Source organism: Pedobacter sp. NJ-S-72 (assembly GCF_053890575.1).
The window spans coordinates 675,190-695,371 of record NZ_CM132681.1 but is presented as its reverse complement, the minus strand read 5'-3'; the positions used below and the strand labels follow the sequence as shown (position 1 = coordinate 695,371).

General features: G+C 37.6%; 30 protein-coding genes. 6 read left to right on the top strand and 24 right to left on the bottom strand.

Annotation, left to right across the window (positions count from 1 at the left end; translation table 11 throughout):
* Positions 1-49: 49 nt before the first annotated feature.
* The 3 genes from ACWYN3_RS04585 to ACWYN3_RS04575 all read left to right on the top strand — a co-directional run bounded on the left by ACWYN3_RS04585 (position 50) and on the right by ACWYN3_RS04575 (position 2,720).
* The gene (locus ACWYN3_RS04585; protein WP_456220075.1) at positions 50-781 is read left to right on the top strand and encodes a GNAT family N-acetyltransferase; all 732 of its coding nucleotides are present in this window, start codon (positions 50-52) and stop codon (positions 779-781) included.
* Complete coding sequence (locus tag ACWYN3_RS04580) at positions 729-1,682, top strand: response regulator transcription factor (protein WP_456220074.1); 954 nt, start codon at positions 729-731, stop codon at positions 1,680-1,682. Before ACWYN3_RS04585 ends, ACWYN3_RS04580 begins: the two co-directional genes overlap by 53 nt.
* 504 nt (positions 1,683-2,186) lie before the next feature.
* Positions 2,187-2,720, top strand: a complete 534-nt coding sequence (locus ACWYN3_RS04575; RefSeq protein ID WP_456220073.1) for a GNAT family N-acetyltransferase — start codon at positions 2,187-2,189, stop codon at positions 2,718-2,720.
* Here ACWYN3_RS04575 and ACWYN3_RS04570 read toward each other — a convergent pair whose 3' ends face one another.
* The 22 genes from ACWYN3_RS04570 to ACWYN3_RS04465 form a co-directional block, all read right to left on the bottom strand.
* The gene (locus tag ACWYN3_RS04570) at positions 2,721-3,557 is read right to left on the bottom strand and encodes a hypothetical protein (protein WP_456220072.1); all 837 of its coding nucleotides are present in this window, start codon (positions 3,555-3,557) and stop codon (positions 2,721-2,723) included.
* Between the two features lie 161 nt (positions 3,558-3,718).
* Complete coding sequence (locus ACWYN3_RS04565; RefSeq protein WP_456220071.1) at positions 3,719-4,375, bottom strand: 4'-phosphopantetheinyl transferase family protein; 657 nt, start codon at positions 4,373-4,375, stop codon at positions 3,719-3,721.
* A 285-nt stretch (positions 4,376-4,660) separates the two neighbouring features.
* Entirely contained in the window at positions 4,661-6,214 is a 1,554-nt protein-coding gene (locus ACWYN3_RS04560) for a L,D-transpeptidase family protein (protein WP_456220070.1), read from the bottom strand.
* Between the two features lie 145 nt (positions 6,215-6,359).
* A complete protein-coding gene (locus ACWYN3_RS04555; RefSeq protein WP_456220069.1) occupies positions 6,360-6,659 on the bottom strand; it encodes a hypothetical protein in 300 nt (99 codons plus the stop codon).
* Positions 6,660-6,694: 35 nt separating this feature from the next.
* Complete coding sequence (locus tag ACWYN3_RS04550) at positions 6,695-7,156, bottom strand: hypothetical protein (protein ID WP_456220068.1); 462 nt, start codon at positions 7,154-7,156, stop codon at positions 6,695-6,697.
* A gap of 35 nt (positions 7,157-7,191) precedes the next feature.
* The gene (locus tag ACWYN3_RS04545) at positions 7,192-7,587 is read right to left on the bottom strand and encodes an aspartyl protease family protein (RefSeq protein ID WP_456220067.1); all 396 of its coding nucleotides are present in this window, start codon (positions 7,585-7,587) and stop codon (positions 7,192-7,194) included.
* Positions 7,588-7,654: 67 nt separating this feature from the next.
* Complete coding sequence (locus ACWYN3_RS04540; RefSeq protein WP_456220066.1) at positions 7,655-8,671, bottom strand: TlpA family protein disulfide reductase; 1,017 nt, start codon at positions 8,669-8,671, stop codon at positions 7,655-7,657.
* 40 nt (positions 8,672-8,711) lie between these two features.
* Positions 8,712-8,975 (bottom strand): hypothetical protein, encoded by a 264-nt coding sequence (locus ACWYN3_RS04535; RefSeq protein ID WP_456220065.1) that lies wholly within the window; start codon positions 8,973-8,975, stop codon positions 8,712-8,714.
* A gap of 18 nt (positions 8,976-8,993) precedes the next feature.
* The gene (locus ACWYN3_RS04530) at positions 8,994-9,488 is read right to left on the bottom strand and encodes a hypothetical protein (RefSeq protein WP_456220064.1); all 495 of its coding nucleotides are present in this window, start codon (positions 9,486-9,488) and stop codon (positions 8,994-8,996) included.
* Between the two features lie 188 nt (positions 9,489-9,676).
* Positions 9,677-10,507 carry a PKD-like family lipoprotein gene (locus ACWYN3_RS04525; RefSeq protein WP_456220063.1) on the bottom strand — a complete coding sequence of 277 codons (831 nt, stop codon included), beginning with the start codon at positions 10,505-10,507 and terminating at the stop codon, positions 9,677-9,679.
* A 101-nt stretch (positions 10,508-10,608) separates the two neighbouring features.
* Entirely contained in the window at positions 10,609-11,295 is a 687-nt protein-coding gene (locus ACWYN3_RS04520) for a DUF4843 domain-containing protein (RefSeq protein ID WP_456220062.1), read from the bottom strand.
* 123 nt (positions 11,296-11,418) lie between these two features.
* Positions 11,419-11,598: a hypothetical protein gene (locus ACWYN3_RS04515; RefSeq protein WP_456220061.1), complete on the bottom strand. Its 180-nt coding sequence runs from the start codon at positions 11,596-11,598 to the stop codon at positions 11,419-11,421.
* Positions 11,599-11,714: 116 nt separating this feature from the next.
* Complete coding sequence (locus ACWYN3_RS04510) at positions 11,715-12,746, bottom strand: RagB/SusD family nutrient uptake outer membrane protein (protein WP_456220060.1); 1,032 nt, start codon at positions 12,744-12,746, stop codon at positions 11,715-11,717.
* A gap of 11 nt (positions 12,747-12,757) precedes the next feature.
* A complete protein-coding gene (locus tag ACWYN3_RS04505; protein ID WP_456220059.1) occupies positions 12,758-13,234 on the bottom strand; it encodes a hypothetical protein in 477 nt (158 codons plus the stop codon).
* Positions 13,209-13,670 carry a hypothetical protein gene (locus ACWYN3_RS04500; RefSeq protein ID WP_456222884.1) on the bottom strand — a complete coding sequence of 154 codons (462 nt, stop codon included), beginning with the start codon at positions 13,668-13,670 and terminating at the stop codon, positions 13,209-13,211. The genes ACWYN3_RS04505 and ACWYN3_RS04500 overlap by 26 nt, the downstream gene beginning before the upstream one ends.
* A gap of 19 nt (positions 13,671-13,689) precedes the next feature.
* Positions 13,690-13,887 carry a hypothetical protein gene (locus ACWYN3_RS04495; protein ID WP_456220058.1) on the bottom strand — a complete coding sequence of 66 codons (198 nt, stop codon included), beginning with the start codon at positions 13,885-13,887 and terminating at the stop codon, positions 13,690-13,692.
* A gap of 311 nt (positions 13,888-14,198) precedes the next feature.
* A complete protein-coding gene (locus ACWYN3_RS04490; RefSeq protein ID WP_456220057.1) occupies positions 14,199-15,725 on the bottom strand; it encodes a carboxypeptidase regulatory-like domain-containing protein in 1,527 nt (508 codons plus the stop codon).
* A complete protein-coding gene (locus ACWYN3_RS04485) occupies positions 15,676-16,089 on the bottom strand; it encodes an STN domain-containing protein (RefSeq protein WP_456220056.1) in 414 nt (137 codons plus the stop codon). The genes ACWYN3_RS04490 and ACWYN3_RS04485 overlap by 50 nt, the downstream gene beginning before the upstream one ends.
* A 277-nt stretch (positions 16,090-16,366) precedes the next feature.
* Complete coding sequence (locus tag ACWYN3_RS04480) at positions 16,367-16,759, bottom strand: FecR family protein (protein ID WP_456220055.1); 393 nt, start codon at positions 16,757-16,759, stop codon at positions 16,367-16,369.
* On the bottom strand, positions 16,707-17,057 hold the full coding sequence (locus tag ACWYN3_RS04475; RefSeq protein ID WP_456222883.1) for a FecR family protein: 351 nt from the start codon (positions 17,055-17,057) through the stop codon (positions 16,707-16,709). Before ACWYN3_RS04475 ends, ACWYN3_RS04480 begins: the two co-directional genes overlap by 53 nt.
* Positions 17,058-17,065: 8 nt before the next feature.
* Positions 17,066-17,566 carry a hypothetical protein gene (locus tag ACWYN3_RS04470; protein ID WP_456220054.1) on the bottom strand — a complete coding sequence of 167 codons (501 nt, stop codon included), beginning with the start codon at positions 17,564-17,566 and terminating at the stop codon, positions 17,066-17,068.
* A gap of 81 nt (positions 17,567-17,647) precedes the next feature.
* The gene (locus tag ACWYN3_RS04465; RefSeq protein WP_456220053.1) at positions 17,648-18,172 is read right to left on the bottom strand and encodes a sigma-70 family RNA polymerase sigma factor; all 525 of its coding nucleotides are present in this window, start codon (positions 18,170-18,172) and stop codon (positions 17,648-17,650) included.
* Between the two features lie 203 nt (positions 18,173-18,375).
* Here ACWYN3_RS04465 and ACWYN3_RS04460 point away from each other — a divergent pair, with 203 nt between their 5' ends.
* The 3 genes from ACWYN3_RS04460 (at position 18,376) to ACWYN3_RS04450 (ending at position 19,458) form a co-directional block, all read left to right on the top strand.
* The gene (locus tag ACWYN3_RS04460; protein WP_456220052.1) at positions 18,376-18,732 is read left to right on the top strand and encodes a hypothetical protein; all 357 of its coding nucleotides are present in this window, start codon (positions 18,376-18,378) and stop codon (positions 18,730-18,732) included.
* Positions 18,707-19,042, top strand: a complete 336-nt coding sequence (locus tag ACWYN3_RS04455; protein ID WP_456220051.1) for a hypothetical protein — start codon at positions 18,707-18,709, stop codon at positions 19,040-19,042. The genes ACWYN3_RS04460 and ACWYN3_RS04455 overlap by 26 nt, the downstream gene beginning before the upstream one ends.
* A gap of 239 nt (positions 19,043-19,281) precedes the next feature.
* Positions 19,282-19,458 carry a hypothetical protein gene (locus ACWYN3_RS04450; RefSeq protein WP_456220050.1) on the top strand — a complete coding sequence of 59 codons (177 nt, stop codon included), beginning with the start codon at positions 19,282-19,284 and terminating at the stop codon, positions 19,456-19,458.
* A 10-nt stretch (positions 19,459-19,468) separates the two neighbouring features.
* Here the strand turns inward: ACWYN3_RS04450 and ACWYN3_RS04445 are convergent, their stop codons facing one another.
* Complete coding sequence (locus tag ACWYN3_RS04445; RefSeq protein WP_456220049.1) at positions 19,469-19,702, bottom strand: winged helix-turn-helix domain-containing protein; 234 nt, start codon at positions 19,700-19,702, stop codon at positions 19,469-19,471.
* Between the two features lie 11 nt (positions 19,703-19,713).
* Positions 19,714-20,148 (bottom strand): response regulator transcription factor, encoded by a 435-nt coding sequence (locus tag ACWYN3_RS04440; RefSeq protein ID WP_456220048.1) that lies wholly within the window; start codon positions 20,146-20,148, stop codon positions 19,714-19,716.
* Positions 20,149-20,182 lie beyond the last annotated feature (34 nt).

Genomic DNA, 20,182 nt, shown 5'->3' with positions numbered 1-20,182 from the left:
TTATTTTGCTACCAATTGTTCTTTATAAAGCAGAAAAAACCCGTATAATATGATTAAAGCAACCATCAAAGACAAGACGCTTGTGATTGATATTTTAACAAACTCTTTTGATGACAACAAGAGTGTGAATTATATCATAAAGCAAGATAGTCAGCGTATTAATAGAATAAGGGCATTAATGTCTTATTCATTTGACACCTGTTTTATGTTTGGCGAAGTTTACCTTTCAGATAACAGACAGGCTTGCGCCCTGATCCTTTTTCCTGATCATAAGAAATTTTCACTAAAAGCAATATTACTAGACATAACCCTGGTTTTCAAAGCAATAGGCATAGACAGAGCCGGCAAGGCAATGAGCCGAGAAAGTCTTATTAAGAGCAATTATCCTAAAGAAGCATTTTATTACCTATGGTTTTTGGGCGTTTTCAATTCGGAACAAAATAAAGGGACCGGAACCAGGTTATTAGAAGAACTTATTCAGGACAGTCAAAAACAAAACAGGGAAATTTACCTGGAAACCTCAACCACTAAAAATATACCATGGTATAACAAATTTAACTTCAAAATCTACAAAGAAATTGATTTTGGTTACCAATTATATATGCTTAAGCGGGATATAACGCATTTACCTCATGAAACCATCATGTGCAGCACAACAGAAACCGAAGTGCATAAAAATCAGGTAGCACATGATAGCTTCATTCCCGTTAAAAAACAATTATATTCCAATGAAAATTCTCAATTCAGACATGGAACTAATCACACTGATCTTCCTGATTAGTGAAACAATTATGTTTCTTTACCAGTTACTTTTTTATCTTCAAAAACCTAATGACAAAAAATTAAAATACTACCTGATTCTTCTTTTCCTGTTTGTCGTTTATAACCTGTTCGGCGGATTATTTCCAGACCCAAATCAAAATGTTCCTATTGTACTCCAAAACATTTTGGCATATGGCAGTGGATTTGGCCTTGCCTGTTATTTTCCGTATTATTTTTATAAAGCTTATGATTTAAAGTCATTGAAATTCCATGCTCATTATGGGGTAGCTTTATTTTTAATCGCTCCATTTCTACTCTTTCTGGTTGTAGAATACAGCATTTACAAAGATATTGATAAAGCCCTTGGTCATGCACTGATTCTCCCTTTCATTTATGCAGTAATAGCAATGGCTGCAATATTCAGGGCAATCAGGCTTAAGTACAAAGATGATGATACCAATAAAACAGAAATGCTTTTAATGTTTATTTCTATTTTCCCGTGGATATCCATGCCTTTATTGAGCTATTTAAAGGTGCAGCAAACCGGTGAAGTCTTGATTATGAATGGCGGTTTTCTGATTACCTCTATCCTGTTCTTTTGGCAACAGGTAAAAGAAACAAGAGAGAACAATAAACACCTGAACCGCTTACTATCACCAGAAAGCCGGGCGCAGCAAAAAACACCAGAATTAATATTTACCCAAAACTGCCATTATTACAAATTAACCAAGCGGGAAATAGATGTTGCAATTTTCATCAGCAAAGGACTGAAATACAAAGACATAGCAGACCTTCTTTTTATTTCCGAAAGAACAGTGACTAAACATGTACAAAATATATTTTTAAAGGCTGCTGTGACCAATAGATATGAATTATCCAAAGCACTGGAAGCAGATAAAAGCTTAGTAACTGAATCATAGGACTGAGTTGTATAAAGTAGATTCGTGGTAAACATTCGCGCTATACCGACACCCCACATTCTCCTAAATGTGATATAACAGCTGTCACCTTGCAGGCATAATAAGTGCTTCCGTTTATTTTATAAAAATATTATCAATTTAGATAACCATCTTAATTTTGTTTTTATATATTTGCTATTATGATTTTGTAACACCGAACATCACATAGCCTCACTCTGACGGCATATATATCTTTCCCTAAATTCCGGGAGATGTTCTTCTGTATAGCTTATAAAAAGAAAATTGACCAACTATTCAATTCAATAGCAGGCCACCTATTCTTTCATTTTTCTAAAAGGCTTTCTTTACGAATCATTCTTTTGCTATCACAGCAGCATTACAAGATATATCTCAGGTCATCAGGGCTAAATTATTTGAAAGAATAAATTTGAATTAAGCAACAGATCTGCAAAACATCGGTAAAAGGCCAAAGAGGCTTCCCTGCTGAGACCAACAAATAAAAAAATGATAAGTACAGCAAGACTAATTATCAAACCATTAACACTTAGTCAACTTAAAAAATACATTTTAGCTGATGGATCTTTAGAAGAAGAACTACAAAGTATATATATCCCAAGAGAAATCTCTCCTGAACTTAGAGATGCACTTGAGCATACGATCCTTCCCAATATGATAGGTAATAATAATTACCTCTATTATACATTATGGACAATCATCACAAAAGATTCAAACCACATCATTGGTGATCTTTGCTTTATCGGAGAGCCTAACCACGAAGGAGAAATAGAAATTGGTTATGGTACTTACCAGATCTTCAGAGAAAAAGGATATATGAAAGAAGCGATAAGCGGCATGATTCAATGGGCAGTAAAGCAGGATAAAGTAAGATCCATCATAGCGCATACACTGAAAAGCAATCAGGCATCATATACATTGCTTATCAAAAATAATTTCCATAAAATTGATGAGATGGAATTTTTATATAAATGGCAAATTGAACTAAAAGATATAGAAGAAATAACTACAGGAGTCCTGTAGTTATTTCTTTCCTTTAACCCAATCCTTGATCCGTTTAAAAAGATCTTTTTTAAGTGGTTTAGCTTTTCCGTCATGCGTTATTCCATTAGCAAAATTATACACAAGTTTCTCAGTATAGGCTGCTAAATGCGGAGCAGATTTCAGTTCTTCTAAAAATGGAGCCACATTATGGTTAAGAGTCGCATTCATAGAAATACTCTGATATTCACTTCTAACAATACCGGGGGCATTTTTATTAATAGCAACATTCCCATTTTCGGCAAAATAATCTATGTGAAAAATTTCAGGATTCAGCTCCTTTAATCTTTTAGTTCCTTTTCTTTCGTTCCTCCAGGGATGTTCATCAGGCTTTAATTGTTGTTTAAAAAAGGCCTTATTCCAAAGCGACACCTGGTGAGACATTAAGAAGTTACTTTCCTTGTTATCCAGAATAGAAACATTAAATCCATTAATAAACACCTCCGTGCTGTTTGTTTTAAAAACTTCTGACGAGTTGAGTTTAACAAGCTTCCAATGGTTTTCTAAAGTCAGCTTAAAAAGCTCAGCAAACACTTCTTTATCAACCGGCTTATTTAGCCACATATCTTCCTGAAAATAAAGGACATAATCTTCCTCTACCTGATCAAAAAGATTGGAAAGACGGTTGCTCCACTCTCCTTTTCCCGATTTAATATTTTTAAAATTCGCGATGTCAGCTGATACTTCTTCAGTAGCGAAATAATAATTTACAGGGATATCGAAATCCCAGTTCTTTGAAAAGAAATATTCAAAACCTTTAAAAAGCAATTCGTATCTATCACAAGCATGTACAATTAATGCTATATTATTCTTTTTCATTATCACTCAAATTTACCCCTCATTCCCATTAAACTCAGCAATCTTGCCAATTCTGAAAGAACAATTTCAAAAGTAAACATATTTTTTGCTTAGAAATATCTAAACAGGCCCTTAATGCCTTGTCGCCGAAAAAATAAATACCAGAGCACATGAATTAAACATCAAATATATAATCGCTTAATCACAGCAAGATCCAGGGTACTTTTCCTGGGTAAAACGATAGACCAGGCATGATTCCCTGATAACCATGACAATGCCTTATACTGAGGGAAATTTATAAAATTGCAAATAACAACATCACCCTTATGCTCAACACTTTCAATCTCATACAACTGGAAAGGAGTCATCAAACCTGTCCTTAACACCTTTGACAGTGCCTCTTTCATCGTCCATAATAAAGTAAGACTGTTATTTACATCGATATGAATCAAACCAAGTTTATTCAGCTCACCGGGAGTTAAAACCTCTCTGATTGTTTCACTTTGTTTCTCATCAACAGTCTCAACATCTACCCCCATTGGGTGGCCTTCCGGAAAAACTACCGCTATCCCCATTTCACTGGTATGCGCAATGCTAAGTTGTATATTACCACCATTAGCTAAATATAATACGGGCTGCTGAAATATTCCTGAAGACACCTGTGCATCTGTCAAAACAGGATTATCAGTAAAAGCACCTAAAGCTCTTTTAGCCGCGTACCTTCCCAATAAATAACTATGCTGTACCTTAGATACCTTTAGTGTATCAAAAAAACTAAGCTCATTCATATGCAAAAATGAACGACTTAATTCTTTTAATACAACAAGGGGCTGGTTCACCACAGCTATAGCAGCAGGAAACAGCCCCCCGCTCTTTGCAAAACAAATTTCTCAACAGCAATATTCTCTGGCATATAAATTATCAATTGGTTTATCTTATAAAAATGGGCAACCCGCCCGAAGATACCAGTCAATATATAAACAAGAACCTTTAATTCAAAAAATAATAATTATCCTTATTGATACTCAACAACAAAGTCGGCTATCTGACATTTTGCATGCCTTCATAGACCACCTGATCAAGGCCATATATATCCTTAGCAAACTGGACAACACCCTTATCATTCAGCCATACTGTATAATAAAACAACCGGATTGGAACCTGCTGAGAGGTAAACCAATAAATTTTGCACGCGGATAACCACTTTCCATTCCGCTTTTGATCAGATTATACTTATCATCTTTCCCAAACAATGCAGAAGCCAGATCCAGCGGCTTTTCTACACGCACACAACCATGGCTTATTGCCCGGTTTTTCTGTTTAAAAACAGTCCTGACAGGTGTATCGTGGAGGTAAACACTACTAGCGTTCGCGAAAAGGAATTTGATCCTGCCTAATGAATTTTTCGATCCCGGCTGCTGTTGAAATGAATATTCACTGATATCAGCAGTTGCCCAGTCTATCGACTCCGTATCTCTGACCAGCTTGCCTTTTTTGAAAGTTTTGATATTATTATTAGCTAAGTAATACCGGTCATCATCAGCATACTTCGAAATCTCGTTCCGCGCAATACTTTGCGGGATGTTCCAAACCGGATTGATCTGTACAAGTTTGATCATACTACCAATCTGCGGAGTCTGTTTATCACCCGGCTCTCCAACACAAACATTCATATGTAATACTGATTTCCCCATATCCATTACATCAAGGCTAAAATCCGCAATATTTACCAATACATATTTTTGTTCAGCAGGCTTATTTTTCCACCTTAACCTTTCCATATTGACCACAAGGGTTTGCCGGGTATGTTCTCTGATGCTATCCCTGGTTTCTTTGCTAAGCGGCTTCACTACCGTTTCTTTGACACCTTTTTTAGTCACTTTTTTAACGTTCTTTTTCGCTTCTTCTTTAAGGCTCAACTTAGTTTCTGCTTTCAGCCGCTCTTTAGCATCCACTTTATTTTTAACCGTTAACGGTTTTGCAGTTACAGTATCCTGTTCTAACTTAACCAACGCTTTCTGTAAGGCCCGATAAGTCCTGTCTTTTGGCTGTATACTATCCAGATAGTTTTTAAGGTTATGTATATCAAGAACATTCATAACAAAACTACTATCAGGCAATAAAGTTGGTACAGCATAATGCTCATAAATTTTGGAGGGGTCAGTAACCCCATATTGCAGGGCCATACTATACCTGAGCAGAGAATTCACGAAAGCCAGTTCCAGCTTTGCCAGCCGGCGATGAATCTTAACCGTATCCGACGATTTATACTCACTCACGTCATCCACTTCATTTTTAAAATCGCTTACAAGAAACCGTTTGGCATCCAATCCATGCTGATCAGAACTATTCAAATATTCCAGTAAATTTTGCAATTGATGATCCGGAAGAAACCTTGGCACCATGACAAGCTGATATCCCCCTTTTTCATAAAAACTGCTAATTTGTTCAGGATAAGGCAAGTCAGCTAACTTAGCTTCTAAAATCTCTTTGAAAGCTGCACGTAATTTTTCTTCCTGCTGAGCCGCTTTTAAAGCTTTTTTATCTCTATAATCGGCAAGACTATCTTTACGGGAGAGTTGGGTTTTAAAATCACGGGGATTATCTTTAACAATACTGTTAGCCGCAGGTCGTCTAACCCCACAAGAGCTGGCTACAAGCACAATAAAAGCTCCCACTATAAAACACTTGCAAGACAAATAAAGATTGAGCGCTCTCATTTTAAACCTCCTGTAAAACAGCCGTTTAATCAAGAACAAATCTTTATCATCTATTGTTTGAAATAAAAAGGCCCCGAAATAACAGTTTCGGGGCCCAACAGATCTACTTCCGGATTAAGTCCTGCTGTAACCTGCCATCTTTAAAATATTCAACAGAATACTGATCCCCTTTTGAAGATAAAATTAACCGCTCAATTTTTACAGGATCACTGATCATATCTATACTCTTCACCCGATTTACAGTCTCCAGAATACATCCCTTTTTAAGCGTTGCCTGCGCATTGAACTTAATATTATCAAACACCTGAAGTTTTCCATCTTCATTAAACCCTACCAGGTATTCACCCAGCACAAAATCAGCAGGATAGCCATAAGAATGATTTGGCGTCAGATGAATTTCCATTTTCCGCACATTGATCGTGAAATTATATTTACTAATCAGTCTTGCGCCAAAGAACCATCAAAACTAGGGTTCCAGTTTTCTGATGTTCCGCCACCAGACATTAAAGTGACCAGTAGGTTTTTCGCCTCCATCACCTTTCCAAACGAAAAAGAAAATGCTTTTCCAGTAAAAGTAGGCGTATTTACCCCCATACTTGTGGTGCTGGCATTATAATCAGACTTAAATCCATCAACCAGCAAACGATTCTGTTTCACAAATGGCCTGAAACAAATCAAACTATAAGATGCACCCGTATCAAAGGCAAAAGAGCCACTTTTAGGCTTATCCTGAGTAACACTTATTGTTCCCGGCAGAATAAATAGTCCATTGGGAGAAGTTATTGGTATCGTTTGCCCCGCATCCTCATACTGATAACCTTCCGGCTCATATAATGAAAGTTCTTTTTTATCATAATCAATTTTTGTGATATATCTTTTGATAATCGCATTGCCGATCAAACCATCAGTACCATGATCCAGTTCTTTGAAAATCGCTATGCTCTGATTTTTTTTTCAACAGCAAAGCCCCCCAGATGTACAGTATTACCTTCAGAAACTGAGATCTCCAGATTTCCACCAACAACAGACGTTTGCTGTTTACGGCTTACCTTCAGTCCGAGCGAATCGGCCAGCCTTTGTGAAACAGCCATCCCATCAGCTCCAGTATCAAATAATAACCGTAGCGGCCTGCTGGTCTCATTCAGTTTAAGCGTGATAATAATAGAGCCATTACTCACTTCAACAGGCAATTTTACTTTTAACAGCCCCGCATTTTTTATTAGTCCGGCATCCACAGCACTCTTTTGTGCCGCCGATGGATAAACAAAGGCAGCACAAAAGAAAAGACCGGAAAAGCACGCTTTTTTTAGTGTAGAACAGAAATAACTCATTAATCAAGCAATGTTTTTTCCAATAAAGCTTTTAATTCAGGGCTCGACGGCCTTGGAGAATCTACCGTTACAATCTTCCCTGCTTTATCAAAAACCATAAAACGTGGAATTCCGGTAATTTTTTATAATGCTTAGCAATCTCACTCCATCCAGAAGCAAATAATTGCGTACCGCCCAACTGATCAGTTTCAATCATTTTCAGCCATTTATCCTTGTCTTTAGCTTCGTCTACAGAAATACTTACAAACTCCACATTCTGACCCTTCATTTCCTCTTCTAATTTTTTAAGATGAGGAATTTCGCCCTTACACGGACCACACCAAGTTGCCCAGACATCAATCAGAACCACTTTACCTTTCAGGTCTTTCATACTTACCATTTTTCCCTGCTGATCAGGATAAGAAAAATTAAGACTCGCTTCTCCAGGTTTATAAGTCAGTAAAGGAGACATAATCTTTTCATTTTTCAGTTTCTGTTCTTTAGTCAGCACATATTTACCATAAGCAGCCATTAGTCCCTGATAATCTATAAAACTCTTGTAGCCCGATGCTGTTTGTAAGACCATATCACCCTTTAAAGTATCATTTGCTAAATAAGCAAAGAAATCTTTCATACCTTCCACCCCCTTTTTATATTTGACACCATCTTTTCTCATATCAACACTAATTAAACCCGATAATACCCGCTGCCCCCATGGATAGCTGTAAACCTGCTTCGTATTTTTTGAAAAATCAATGGTTTTCATCATACTGTAATAGGGGCTGTATTCTTCTACCGAAGGATGAGCACTGCGCGGAGTATTCAAAAAGTTAGTCGCATAAGAGGCCATATCTAAATTCATAATCCCTTGAACAGCATAATCAAATCTTTTATTCCCAGTCGTCTTACCCTTTAAGAACGTTTTCGCTTTCACCGCTGTAGCTTCCAGCTGAGGAAAAAAATCAACGTAAGTACTCTGGGTCTTGCTAAAGTTAATAGCCTTCTGCTCTAGTGGATCTACCAGATCATGCCATTGAGTAAGTATCACATTTTCTTTAGAATTGAGCTTACCATTGAGTACATAACTTGAATCCAGCAAAGTCAAAGAAAGTTTGTCTCCACCTTTAAAATAGAACTTATAGTTATCATTTAGGACTCATCATTTCATTACCTGTGCCAACCGCATACAATCCTTCATACTCAGGATAGAAAACAAAACCAAACCTGCCATCTTTATCAGGCTTCGCCGTGAATGTTTCAATAGTTTCACCTTCTAATACTTTAAAAAGTTTTACTGGTTTGTCAGTACGTTTTTTAATTAAACCAGTAATTTCAACTGGTTGTTGGGCCACTGCAGCACAGGCCGACAGAGACAACAGCATCATGCTGCATACTTTGATCATATTCATAATTTTGATTTTAGTGGTTTAACGTTCTCTGTAGTTTATGCTTTGTATTTTGCCCATGCCTGTATAGGATTGAAATAGTTGCAGACCACCATTAAGAGGAGGCACAATGAATTGCTCCATTTTACCATTTGCACCCTCCGTACCCGCCGGATCGTAACTGCAAACAATCAGCTTGTTGCCATCTTTATATTTGCGATAGGACTTGTATACCTGGAATTTTAACAAAGAAATTTTAGAGCTCCCTTTGTCCAGCATCAGCGAGGTTGTCTTTAAAGACATATCGTACTCATAAACCTTACTGCCTACAGTATAAAACAAGTATCCCATATCAGGGCTTACCGCATACTGCTCCGCCTGCGCAAAATCAGTTCCTGTAATCTCTGCGTAATAGGATTGGGAATTAGTTTTACTGTTAAACCGGGCCAGGTATTTTTTAGAAGAATTGGGATCTTTTAAAATGGCAAAAACTTCTCCCCCATTAAACTTAACCCAGTCCATATGTAAAAGATCCATACCTGTAGAAAAACTAAATAATTTATCAGCAGATTCAGGAATGGTAGTACAAGAACCCGCCGGTAGAGTATGTTTTACAAACCTTCTGTTCGTTTGATCATAAAAAATAGCCGGAACATCAAAAGAAGTCTCATCATTAGCAATAAAAGGGGCAACTGTAAATGCCCTTTTTTCAACATCTATATAATTTATCGGGGTAGCATAAAAAAGATTATAAGCGCGGTAATAAAATAAACATTTCCTTTGCCAAGCATATAGGACTCTCCCCCCGAAGCCTGTTTAATGACATCAGCATAAAATCCATCAGGTATAGCCCCAAACATCTCACATTTAAGATCCATTGTTTTCGTCCATTTAAACGATTCTGGATTTACTTTGGTTGTGGTCTGATCTGTGCCAATATACAGTCCATATGAAATTTCATCAGGGCCAATGAGCAGCCCCGTACTATAGGTATAAACCATTATCGGTTTCCCATTCAGTACCAGCCCAGAGGTCGTTGTCTTCAGCAGGTCGGTAATGAGACTAAAACTTCCATCCTTTTTTTTAGAAAGCATATCCAGGCGGGCTGTTCCCCCTACCTCAGTATTTAACAACCACCCTTCATTAATTTCATTTTTCACATTTAACTGGAATCTTTTGGTAAACTTGATTCCTGTAGTTTTATCAGTAATGCTATACAAAAAAGCATAGTTCATAGGAGCCAGTGCCATCATTACGTCCAGATCTTTTTTTTTAGCGTAAGTGTAGTTGGTACTCCCTCCAAGCCCATTTGGCCCTTCATAGATCCACAAATAGCTATACCTGGTGGTATCAGTTCCCTGATCCGCTGTAAATTTAACTTCAGGTTTCAGGATAAATCTGACACCATAAGTGGCCGTAACCGTATCCTGACTCCCCAGAGTGCTGAATTCCACTTTATTGACTTCAGTGTAAACATAATTCCCCGGATCCTTTTTACAGGCAGAGAGTGCTACAGCAGCAATAATAAGTAGGTAAATATATTTTGTCTTAAACATGATCGTTTGATTTTGATAAATAAAACTATTGTACATATTGCCCCATCATCATTTCGGTTCCGTCATCCTCGTATATAGTTTGGCCAGCAACTTTTTTATCGTTAAGATATCTCTGCAAATAACTTCCATAAGCCCCCTGTTCGCCCAAAGAGGCGGTTGTATCCAAATAGGCGGGTGTTACCTTTAAAACTTCCAGAATTAAGTATAATTTTTTGGGTAAACTCGCCTAAATACCCATCGAACCATAACTCCGGTTTTTTCAGGATATCATTAACATATATCCTATAAGTGATGAAACTCAACGCCTTTCCTGTCAACTGGTTTAAAACTTTATTTTTCATCTGGTTAATGAAATTTGAGTTAGCCTGAAGATCCAGGACGAGGGTAACGGTTTGGCTCCGCAAACCGGCGGTACGGAAAAATTTAACAGGAATAGTATCCAGGAGTTTATTTTTTTTGATAGTCAGCATTTTGGGCAATGCCGTATAATGCGTACCCTCAACAGCCGTTGATACGGGATTGACCACCAGGGTATATGCTCTGTCATGGTCAACAGGAGCACCTGTTACAGCAACTACTATCTTTTTGATAGAATCTGTCACTGTAGATAAGGAGAAAGATAAGTCCGTCGAATCAGTCAGAACCTCTCCACTATAAGCGGGTAACCTCGCCGGTTCGTTAAAGTAGATGTCGGGTAATCCTCCTTCATAAGTCATCAGTTGCTTTTTACAGGAAACAACTGTTATTAAAATCAGCAATGCGGAAATGCTATAAGTAATTTTCTTCATGTTTCTGTGATTTAGCGATATTGTGTTTCTGAAAGCGGAAGAGGCAAAACATAAGTAGCTGCGCTCATTGTTATATCTCCACTTCCTGAAGATCCATTTGGTATTGAATTGATATTCATTCTTTTATAGTAAAAAAAAGAGCTGCCCCTCCCCGAAAAATTCTTTCTGATACTCTTTTTTCAACTCTTCACTCAGTGTGGCAGCATCCGTAAGATCTAACAACCCACGATTATTTCGTGCTTTATTTAAATAAGTCAATGCCTGAACCGGGTCTGGAGTACATTCTGAAGCGATATAAAACAACTCACTTATTTTAATTAATGGAATAGTAAACCGGAATGATTTGGTTTTATCGAATACATCTGCATATTTATAAAAAGTACGATAGACCTTACCACCGTTTGATGGAACTACCCAATTCAGGTTTTATAACGATAGTCATTCTCGTTTGATTCGAAAACTGTAGCCAGCCTGTCCGGGATAGCTGAAAATATTCTGCTGTCTTCCAGTGCAGGATCAAACTCATTCGCATAGTTTGTATATAACTGCGTGTTTTGCAAACCGAAAATAATCTCCGTGCTAAAAACCCTGTCTGGATTGGCTTTTTCATTTAAAGCATTGGCAACAGTTGTCCACTTGAATTTATCTGCATTACTGATCAGTATCTGTGCCGCTTGCAATGCTGCTGGCATATTCCCACGGTAAATATTTACTCTTGCCTGTAATGCTTTGACAGCATAGTAATTCATCCTGTAATTCCGGTTGCGCAAAAAGTCATTACCATCCTGTAAACTACCGGGTAATACTCCACTTTTAATTACCGGATCATTTTTCAACAAACGCTCAGCCCTGGCCAGATCTGCTGTAATAAGATCTAATACTTTATTTGCAGGAAGCAGGTCATTTATAGTCGTTTTACTATGTTGATAATAAGGAATGGAAGCCTTAACAGAATCTGAAGTGTTATACACAGGGCCAAATAAACGCAGGAGATCAAAGTGCAGCATTGCTCTTATGCCTGTCGCCTCTCCATGATAAAGAGAATCCGAATTAGCATCTAATACACCTTTGTATTTATCTAAATTTTCTATAAATGTATTCGCATTAAGTATAGTGGCATAAGCATTTGTCCATATCTCATCAATTTTTGCAGCTGTCGTTTTATCAGTATAGGCATAAAGGCTCATCTGATAAAGAGAGTTTAATTGATTGATATTGTAACGCTGCGCCAATATTTCAACAGTAGAAAGGGTAAGGTTGTCACCGTACAAACTATTCTTAGAAAGATTAATATATAGTCCATTCAGGGCATTATTAATACCAGTTCTATTGGAAAAAACCTGCTCTTCCAAAATTTTATCTTCAGGTTTTACATCCAGGTATTTCTTACAGGCGCACAGGCAGGCTGAAATGCTGATAAACAGCATCAACTTAAAGTATTGTCTTTTCATAATTTGCTGATTTAAAATGAAGCTCTTAAACTAAATGATACTGTTTTGGCAAAGGGATAATCAATACCCCGCTCGCTTAGTACTGTCGACACCCTGAAAATATCATTTGCAATAGCGGTAAGATTGAGTGAACTCATCCCTATATGCTTCAACCAAATTTTATGATCAAAAGTGTACCCCACATTAATAGACTCTCCACTAATACTGTTTTCCCTCTGCACGAAACGTGAAGACATAGGTGTTGTACTGGTCAGAGAAATAGCTTTAAACCTGGCAATATCGCCTGGATTCTGCCAGCGGTCATATAGAGCCCTTTTGTCCTGATTATTAATAATATCTGAATAGGAAATATTCTCTACTTTATTATATAAAGCAGTATTAAAAATATCAGCCCCGAGTCTGTAACGGACATAAATACCAAAATTAAACCCTTTATAGAAAAGATTGGTACTCAATACGCCCTCAACTGTAGGAGCGTATTTTTCCAACTGACTGAACATTTGCTGCATTGTAGTCAAATGTATGTTGCCCGTCTTTGGTTAAAAATACTTCCCTTCCTGTTGCAGGATCAATTCCCAGTGATTTTGCCGCCCAGATATCATCAGGGCTATGGCCATCCGTAAAACGTAATAATGATTGACTTACCTCCTGCTGCTTGTTTAAACCAGTTAAAGCATTACCAAATCCCCCATACTTGCTTTTATACAGACTACCCGTAATATTCAGGCTCCATACGATGCCCTTTTCCATGTTATAAATTGGGGAATATCCTAATTTGATTTCTGCGCCTCTTGTATTTAAATTACCAATATTTAAAGGGTAACTAAATGCCCCAGTGGAGGATGGCAAATTGGCCGAAACCACTAATGGATCTGTGTATTTATTATACGCATTTATATATCCGGTAAGGCGGTTATTGAACAGGGAAAAATCCAGCCCACCACTAATCTGAGTAGTCTTTTGCGGATCCAGGTTCGTTTCCCAGTGTGTTAAGTGTTAAGCCTTGCCCAAACTGGTTATAATTAGCATTACTGTTATAATCATAAACTGAAACAGAAGTTATATTTCCATAATTCTGATTGCCAGTGATCCCAATATTTGCATACAACTTTAACCTGTTTACCCATTTTGAGCCTTTCATAAAAGCCTCATTCTGTATATTCCAACCTAAACCAGTTGAATAATAAGGAGAAAACTGCTTATTACTTCCAAAGGCTGTAGATCCATCCAGACGGTAAGAAAAATCAAACAGATACCGGGTATCATAAGAATAGTTCGCAGATAAAGTCGCATTTATGGTTCTATATACTCTGGAAGAGGCCGAAGGGGCACTATTAGCAACATAACCATAAGCAAAGGCAGGGTTGCCCAGACTTCCGGGAGGAAATCCTTCTGCCTGAAAAGCAACCAGACGATCTTCTCTGTTATTAACCTCTGCACGGGCATTTGCCGTTACCGAATGCTTCCCTCCAAAACTTTTCCATAGGTTAGCAGCGCGTTTGCCTGGTAGGAAAAGTTATCACTTTTAGCATTTCTATAAGACCCGCGTTTTAATACGGAGACATTATCAAAAAAGCTATCTTCCGGCGATTTAAAGATCTCAGCCGTTGTACTTCCCTTAATCAATTGCAAACCACCCTGCAATTGCAGTTCTGGCATTATTTTATAATTAATCTGTAAATTGTTCTGCACTTCCAGGTTACTGCTGCTGTTTTTTGAAGGAAGCTGGGCATTATACAGCGGATTGCTAATACGCAGTGAATCACTATTTACAGTCCGGCTTACCTCGAGATACCTTTGAGAGGCATCTTTTAAAAAGTAGGGATTTGCATTAACAAAATCGGAGAAAGATCCATAGGGAGACTCTTTCGATTTGAATCCTCTGACAAACAAAATATTATTCACACTCACTTTAGATTTGTGGTAAGAGAGATTAATACTCCCACTCCAGGTATCCCTGCCTGAACCTTTCATCTTTCCTTTCTGGTTTTTATAATTAGCCCCGACACCGTAGGTAAATTCAGAAGAACCTCCTTCTACATAAACAGAGTTATTTTCAGAGATACCAGTTTGAATCGGCTCATTTAACCAATAGGTATTCACTCCCCGTTTAACTTGAGTTAAGTGATTGTTATATAACTGATCCAGATAAAATTGACTATCAGCAGTGGGATAACTACTTGCATATCTCCCTGATAAACGTTCAAACTCCAGCTTTTCAGCCGCATTCATCATGTTGTATCCGGAGAGATCAGGATTTTCCAATCTGAAGTCATTGGTATAAGTGATTTGCAATTCTCCTGTCTTTGGTTTTAAAGTTTGTATGACTACCACCCCATTAGATGCTCTGGCACCATATAATGCGGTGGAAGCCGCGTCTTTAAGAATGGTTACAGCGGCAACTCTGTTCATATCCAGGTCGACTATTGTTTGTAGCGTAGTTTCAAATCCATCCAGAATAAAAAGAGGCTGGTTTGGATCTGTCGCAAACTGATCTTTTAAAGTCGCACTTGGGATACTTGTTTTTCCACGTACTTCTATCTGAGGCAATTTATTCGGATTAGAACCTGTCAGGTTATTTTCTATCAGCAAAAAAGACGGGTCCATCGTTCGCAAACTCTGGATAATATTATTGTTGCCGATAGCTTTTAGCTGATCGCCCGTAAAAGTCACAGTAGCACCTGTAAAGCTGTCTTTCTTGCGGGTAATCCCGGTTCCGGTAACCACAATTTCGTTGTCGAGTGTGATGGTGGTTTCTTTGATCGTCACTGACAGCATAAGCGGCTGATCATTTCTGACCATTCCCGTTACAGTTTTAGGAGCATATCCCACATAAGTAATCGTAAAACTATAAGCACCTGCCGGTAATTTAAGAAAGCGGAATGTTCCATCCTTTCCCGTAGCCGTAACCGCCCTGCCATTTGTATTTTTATTGATAGCGACTACCGAAGCCCCGCTGATCAGATCTCTCCTTTTCATCCCTTACTATTCCTCTGACCTCGCCAGGGGCGATGGCATTAAAGCCAGATTGGTTTTCCGGCACTTCTCTAAGCTTGATGACAATAGTTTTATTCGCAATCGCATAGGTTAAGGGCTCTTTATTAAAGATCGCGTCAAGCACGACATTGAGCGGTGCGTTATTAAAATAAACATCAATAGCATGACTGCTTTTGAGCTTGTCCTGTTGCCAGATTACATCATAACCTGTTTGTTTAGTGATTTCTTTAAAGACAATATCCAGTGTGATATTCTTTTTCCGGAGTGTGATTTTTTGAGCAAAGGAGCCCGCACTAACCTGAACGAGGCAAGTGCAAAACAAGAGCGCAATAAAATTAAAACGCATAATAATTCGTTTTTTAAGTTCCTGGCTTATCTTGAATTGGATAAGGGGGTGGTGACCAGCAAAATTAATTTTGTAGCCCAAGGGGATACATAACCAAGTATAAGTTTTATACATTTGTTTAGTTTAGGTTTGTTAAGACTATTGGCTTAATTTTTTTAACAGGAAAGACCTAAGCATTTAGTCAGGTAGCGGTTGCACCCGCCCTGACTTTTATTGCTTCTGGAACTGGCGTTCAGGGATCTCTTTTTTGAATTTTCATGTGGTTCGTTAATTTAGTTTAGGGTTCTTGGTTGGTTGGTTGATTTTTTGTTTTGGGTTTCGAGAGAATCACTTTATTCCCCTGAATCCGGAACTGAAAGGTATTAGTCAGCTCTAGTTTTTTCAATAACTCCGAAACATTCTCAGAACGGGAAATAGTACCGCTGAAACGTTCGCTTTTAATTTTTTCGTCCTGATATTCCACACTGACATTGTACCAGCGGGCAATCTTTTTCATGATGCTGACAATATCTTCATCATTAAATTTGAACTTTCCATTTCTCCAGGCCATCACTTCATCCAGATCGGCGGGTTGTATCTTGAAACTACCTGCTTGTTTAAGTGCTTCCTCACCAGGTTTAAGCAGTTTGGATTTTGCCGTCCAGCTCAGAAATTCTGACAGCGCCTTCAAGCAGTGTGGTATGAATAGTCGTTTCATCCGGGTAGCAATTGATATTGAAATGCGTTCCCAATACCTCTACCTGCTGTCCGTTACCGCCAGTACCTGGTGTAATTACTCTGAAAGGTTTACTCTGGTCATGCTTCACCTCAAAATAACCTTCACCGGTCAGTTCAACTTTACGTTCATGAGCGGCAAAAATTGTTGGATATTTTAAAGAAGATCCTGCATTTAACCAAACTTTAGTCCCATCAGGAAGTTTGACGCCGTATTCTCCTCCATTTGGAGTTTCAACTGTATTATATAAAATTTCTGAGGTTATTTTTTTTTAGTTTCTGATGATTGTGCATAGATCAGTTGTCCATCAGCGGTTTTAGCTATAATTACTCCTTGTTGTTCTGCAATTTTACCATCCGCAGCTCCATCAAGATTGATCTTTTGTCCATTAGACAGCGTCAGTAAAGCTTTAGCAGAACCAGGTTTTGCATCGTTAGCCAATTGCTCAACCTGCTGATTAGTTTTAGTATTATAATTAAACAAATATACCCCAGCCCCGATTAAGATAAAAACTGCCGCTGCCGCCAGACCAGACCAAAGTGTAAAGTTCATTTTACGGGATGGTGCTGCTTGTAACCCAGTTTTAGACAATATCCCAGACCATAATTCCGCTTTCAAGTGATCCACCTCCTGTTCCAGAACAACGCTTTGCTGCGCTTTAACTTCATTTGAATACCAGTGTTCAACAATAGCCCTTTCCTGAGCCGTTGCTGTACCTTTTTTGTATTTTTCCAGTAAATAAAGTGCTTCCTCTTTTTGCATAGCTAATTACTCAGAATGATCCTTGTATAATAGAGAGACAGTTGAAAGAAGCCATGGTAGTAGATGAATTTAAAATAATTTTCATCTTAAAAATATCAGCCATAAAATACTGGCTCCTGTTACCCCAAGGTTATTACGAATTAGTTTTAAAGCATTACTAACCTGCTTTTTAACCGTTTTATCCGATAATCCGAGTTTCAATGCAATTTCCTTATGAGAGAGATTCTCTTTACGGCTTAACTCAAAGATGATCCGCATTTTGTCCGGAAGTTTTGCAATTTCCCTTTCCAGAGACTGCGCCAGATCTTTCTCATCTATCTGCTCAAGCGTAACATTGCTCATTTCGTGGCTAAACTTGCCAAGGGAAGTTAAATAATCACTGCGGACTTTATTTTGCTGAACCAGGTTAAGGACTTTGTTCCTTGCTGCAACATATAAATAACCGCCAATATTGGTACTTTGTATCGTCTCTTTTTTTTTGCCAGAACGTACTGAAAAGCTCTTGAATAATGTCTTTCGATTCTTCCTCATCTCTGACCATCCGAAAAACATGCAGATACATGACCTTCCAGTAGCGGTCATAAATCTCAGTAAAAGCAATTTCATCACCCTCTTTTAATAAGCCAAGTAATTGCTGATCTGAAAATTTCGAATACCCCATTGATGAATAACAGCCTGAAAATCTCCGGCTTAAAGAGGTCGATAAATAATAATTCTTTTTGCATAGATAGCTATTATTCCGGCTACAAAGAAATCAAATGTATATTCAGACAGACATTAGTACATTTGGCTAAATACAATTAACCAGAATGAAAAGATACTGTTATATTTTACTTGCCGTTTTATGCTCCGCTGCCTGCAAAGCTGATATCAAAAAAAATGATAAGGATAGTTTGCTCAAACAGAATATAGTTCAAAATAAGGTGCATTTTATTCAAGCTTATGAATACGAGTACAAGTCTGGAGCAGTTGATTCGACTACAAGATTTCTGGCTAGTTCTGATGAATATGATTCCAAAGGAAATTTAATAGCTCAATTAATTTATCATCGCAAAGATTCTACAGCCTATCCTCCAACAGATTCCACTATAAATACTTTTGATGCAAATGGTAATCTAATAAAATGGACTCAGATAAAACATGAATTATCCCGGGGATTCGAGTAAATCTGTTATCCGCTATGTAAAAGTTTTTGAAAATATATACGTGAATAACAAAAAAAGTGAATCTTACACTTACAGAGACGGCAAATTAGAAAGTAAAATCAAATACAAATTTAATTCGGACGGCAAATTTGCAGAGTATATTTCTTACGATAAAAATGGCGAGCTTATTTCCAGGAATTTAAATATATACGTAAATGGTGAAAATACTGGCGCAACAACATTTGATCAAAATGATAGAATAATATACAGAGCTGAAATCGTTAAAAAGGATAAATATCATACTATCACTACTGTTTATAAAAGGAACTGATAAGGTTTTAAGTGTACGGGAGCAAGAGCTGGATGCTAAGGGACAGACCATAGTTGATCAATTTAAAATGGAAGGTTTTAATATTATTAATAAATACACATATAATGATTGGGGTGCGTTAACAGGCAATACAGTTTATTACGATGGCGGGACTAAAATTAGTCAATACAAGAAATTTGAAATAGTTAAGTTTAAATAAAAGAAATAGAACATGAAATTCTATATATGACTTCATTGTTATGTCAGAAATAAAAAACAGACCACCTAAACCAAAAGATCCCGAATTTACCGGGCGCGTGATTCGATTTATAGTCTTTCTAATCCTGTTCGCTATCATACTATTTGCAATTGCTATGGTGATATTTCCTGGCAAAGGAGATGGTTATTATGACCCGTCACCATCAATGGGTCCTTAAACAATAATAATCATCTGATTATAAACCGGAACCCAATTCCACGTATACTTTCAATTTGAACAGACTGGTCTTCGCCCAAATATTTTCTTAAACGGCTTATAAATACATCCATACTCCGGCCAGTAAAGAAATCAGCATCATTCCAGATTTGGTTCAGGATTTCTGTTCTTTTGATCACCTGGTTTTGATGGTTATAAAAGTAAAGCAACAGATTTGATTCCTTTTCCGTCAATACCTTCTCCATAACCGGAGAAATTAAAAGCAGCAGATTCTGCGCGGATGAAATAAGTAGCTGCCGATTTTTAAAGGACCATCTGTTACTTTGACAGATCTCTTTAATATATTCTTTACACGTAAAATCAATTCATCAGCATCAAATGGCTTTAGAATATAATCATCCGCCCCTAATTGAAGACCTTTTAGTACATCCTCCTTCATTTTTCTTGCCGTAACAAACAGGAATGGTAAAGCCGGATAAAGCTGCGCTATTTTCGCCGCTAACGTAAAACCATCTTCCTTAGGCATCATCACATCTAAAATAAGGATGTCATACTTATCTCTCTGAAGTTCTGCTCTCGCCTCTTCCCCATTAAATACACGAACAGCATCAAAATCATTTAATTCAAGATACTGTTTGAGCAAATGTCCAAGATCAGGATCATCTTCTACGATTAAAATTCTAATTTTCATATAACGGCAGTATAATCGTAAATGTGCAGCCCGG

What these genes read in the sequence shown, in the direction of transcription:
- ACWYN3_RS04440 (WP_456220048.1), bottom strand. Translation starts at nt 20,148, where the DNA reads ATGAAAATTAGAATTTTAATCGTAGAAGATGATCCTGATCTTGGACAT.
- ACWYN3_RS04580 (WP_456220074.1), top strand. Translation starts at nt 729, where the DNA reads ATGAAAATTCTCAATTCAGACATGGAACTAATCACACTGATCTTCCTG.
- ACWYN3_RS04575 (WP_456220073.1), top strand. Translation starts at nt 2,187, where the DNA reads ATGATAAGTACAGCAAGACTAATTATCAAACCATTAACACTTAGTCAA.
- ACWYN3_RS04460 (WP_456220052.1), top strand. Translation starts at nt 18,376, where the DNA reads ATGAAAAGATACTGTTATATTTTACTTGCCGTTTTATGCTCCGCTGCC.
- ACWYN3_RS04510 (WP_456220060.1), bottom strand. Translation starts at nt 12,746, where the DNA reads ATGAAAAGACAATACTTTAAGTTGATGCTGTTTATCAGCATTTCAGCC.
- ACWYN3_RS04445 (WP_456220049.1), bottom strand. Translation starts at nt 19,702, where the DNA reads ATGGAGAAGGTATTGACGGAAAAGGAATCAAATCTGTTGCTTTACTTT.
- ACWYN3_RS04450 (WP_456220050.1), top strand. Translation starts at nt 19,282, where the DNA reads ATGTCAGAAATAAAAAACAGACCACCTAAACCAAAAGATCCCGAATTT.
- ACWYN3_RS04465 (WP_456220053.1), bottom strand. Translation starts at nt 18,172, where the DNA reads ATGAAATTGCTTTTACTGAGATTTATGACCGCTACTGGAAGGTCATGT.
- ACWYN3_RS04485 (WP_456220056.1), bottom strand. Translation starts at nt 16,089, where the DNA reads ATGCGTTTTAATTTTATTGCGCTCTTGTTTTGCACTTGCCTCGTTCAG.
- ACWYN3_RS04545 (WP_456220067.1), bottom strand. Translation starts at nt 7,587, where the DNA reads ATGAGTTATTTCTGTTCTACACTAAAAAAAGCGTGCTTTTCCGGTCTT.
- ACWYN3_RS04455 (WP_456220051.1), top strand. Translation starts at nt 18,707, where the DNA reads ATGAATTATCCCGGGGATTCGAGTAAATCTGTTATCCGCTATGTAAAA.
- ACWYN3_RS04490 (WP_456220057.1), bottom strand. Translation starts at nt 15,725, where the DNA reads ATGAAAAGGAGAGATCTGATCAGCGGGGCTTCGGTAGTCGCTATCAAT.
- ACWYN3_RS04530 (WP_456220064.1), bottom strand. Translation starts at nt 9,488, where the DNA reads ATGGATCTTTTACATATGGACTGGGTTAAGTTTAATGGGGGAGAAGTT.
- ACWYN3_RS04495 (WP_456220058.1), bottom strand. Translation starts at nt 13,887, where the DNA reads ATGAAAGGCTCAAAATGGGTAAACAGGTTAAAGTTGTATGCAAATATT.
- ACWYN3_RS04585 (WP_456220075.1), top strand. Translation starts at nt 50, where the DNA reads ATGATTAAAGCAACCATCAAAGACAAGACGCTTGTGATTGATATTTTA.
- ACWYN3_RS04535 (WP_456220065.1), bottom strand. Translation starts at nt 8,975, where the DNA reads ATGAATATGATCAAAGTATGCAGCATGATGCTGTTGTCTCTGTCGGCC.
- ACWYN3_RS04525 (WP_456220063.1), bottom strand. Translation starts at nt 10,507, where the DNA reads ATGTTTAAGACAAAATATATTTACCTACTTATTATTGCTGCTGTAGCA.
- ACWYN3_RS04470 (WP_456220054.1), bottom strand. Translation starts at nt 17,566, where the DNA reads ATGCAAAAAGAGGAAGCACTTTATTTACTGGAAAAATACAAAAAAGGT.
- ACWYN3_RS04570 (WP_456220072.1), bottom strand. Translation starts at nt 3,557, where the DNA reads ATGAAAAAGAATAATATAGCATTAATTGTACATGCTTGTGATAGATAC.
- ACWYN3_RS04555 (WP_456220069.1), bottom strand. Translation starts at nt 6,659, where the DNA reads ATGGAAATTCATCTGACGCCAAATCATTCTTATGGCTATCCTGCTGAT.
- ACWYN3_RS04520 (WP_456220062.1), bottom strand. Translation starts at nt 11,295, where the DNA reads ATGAAGAAAATTACTTATAGCATTTCCGCATTGCTGATTTTAATAACA.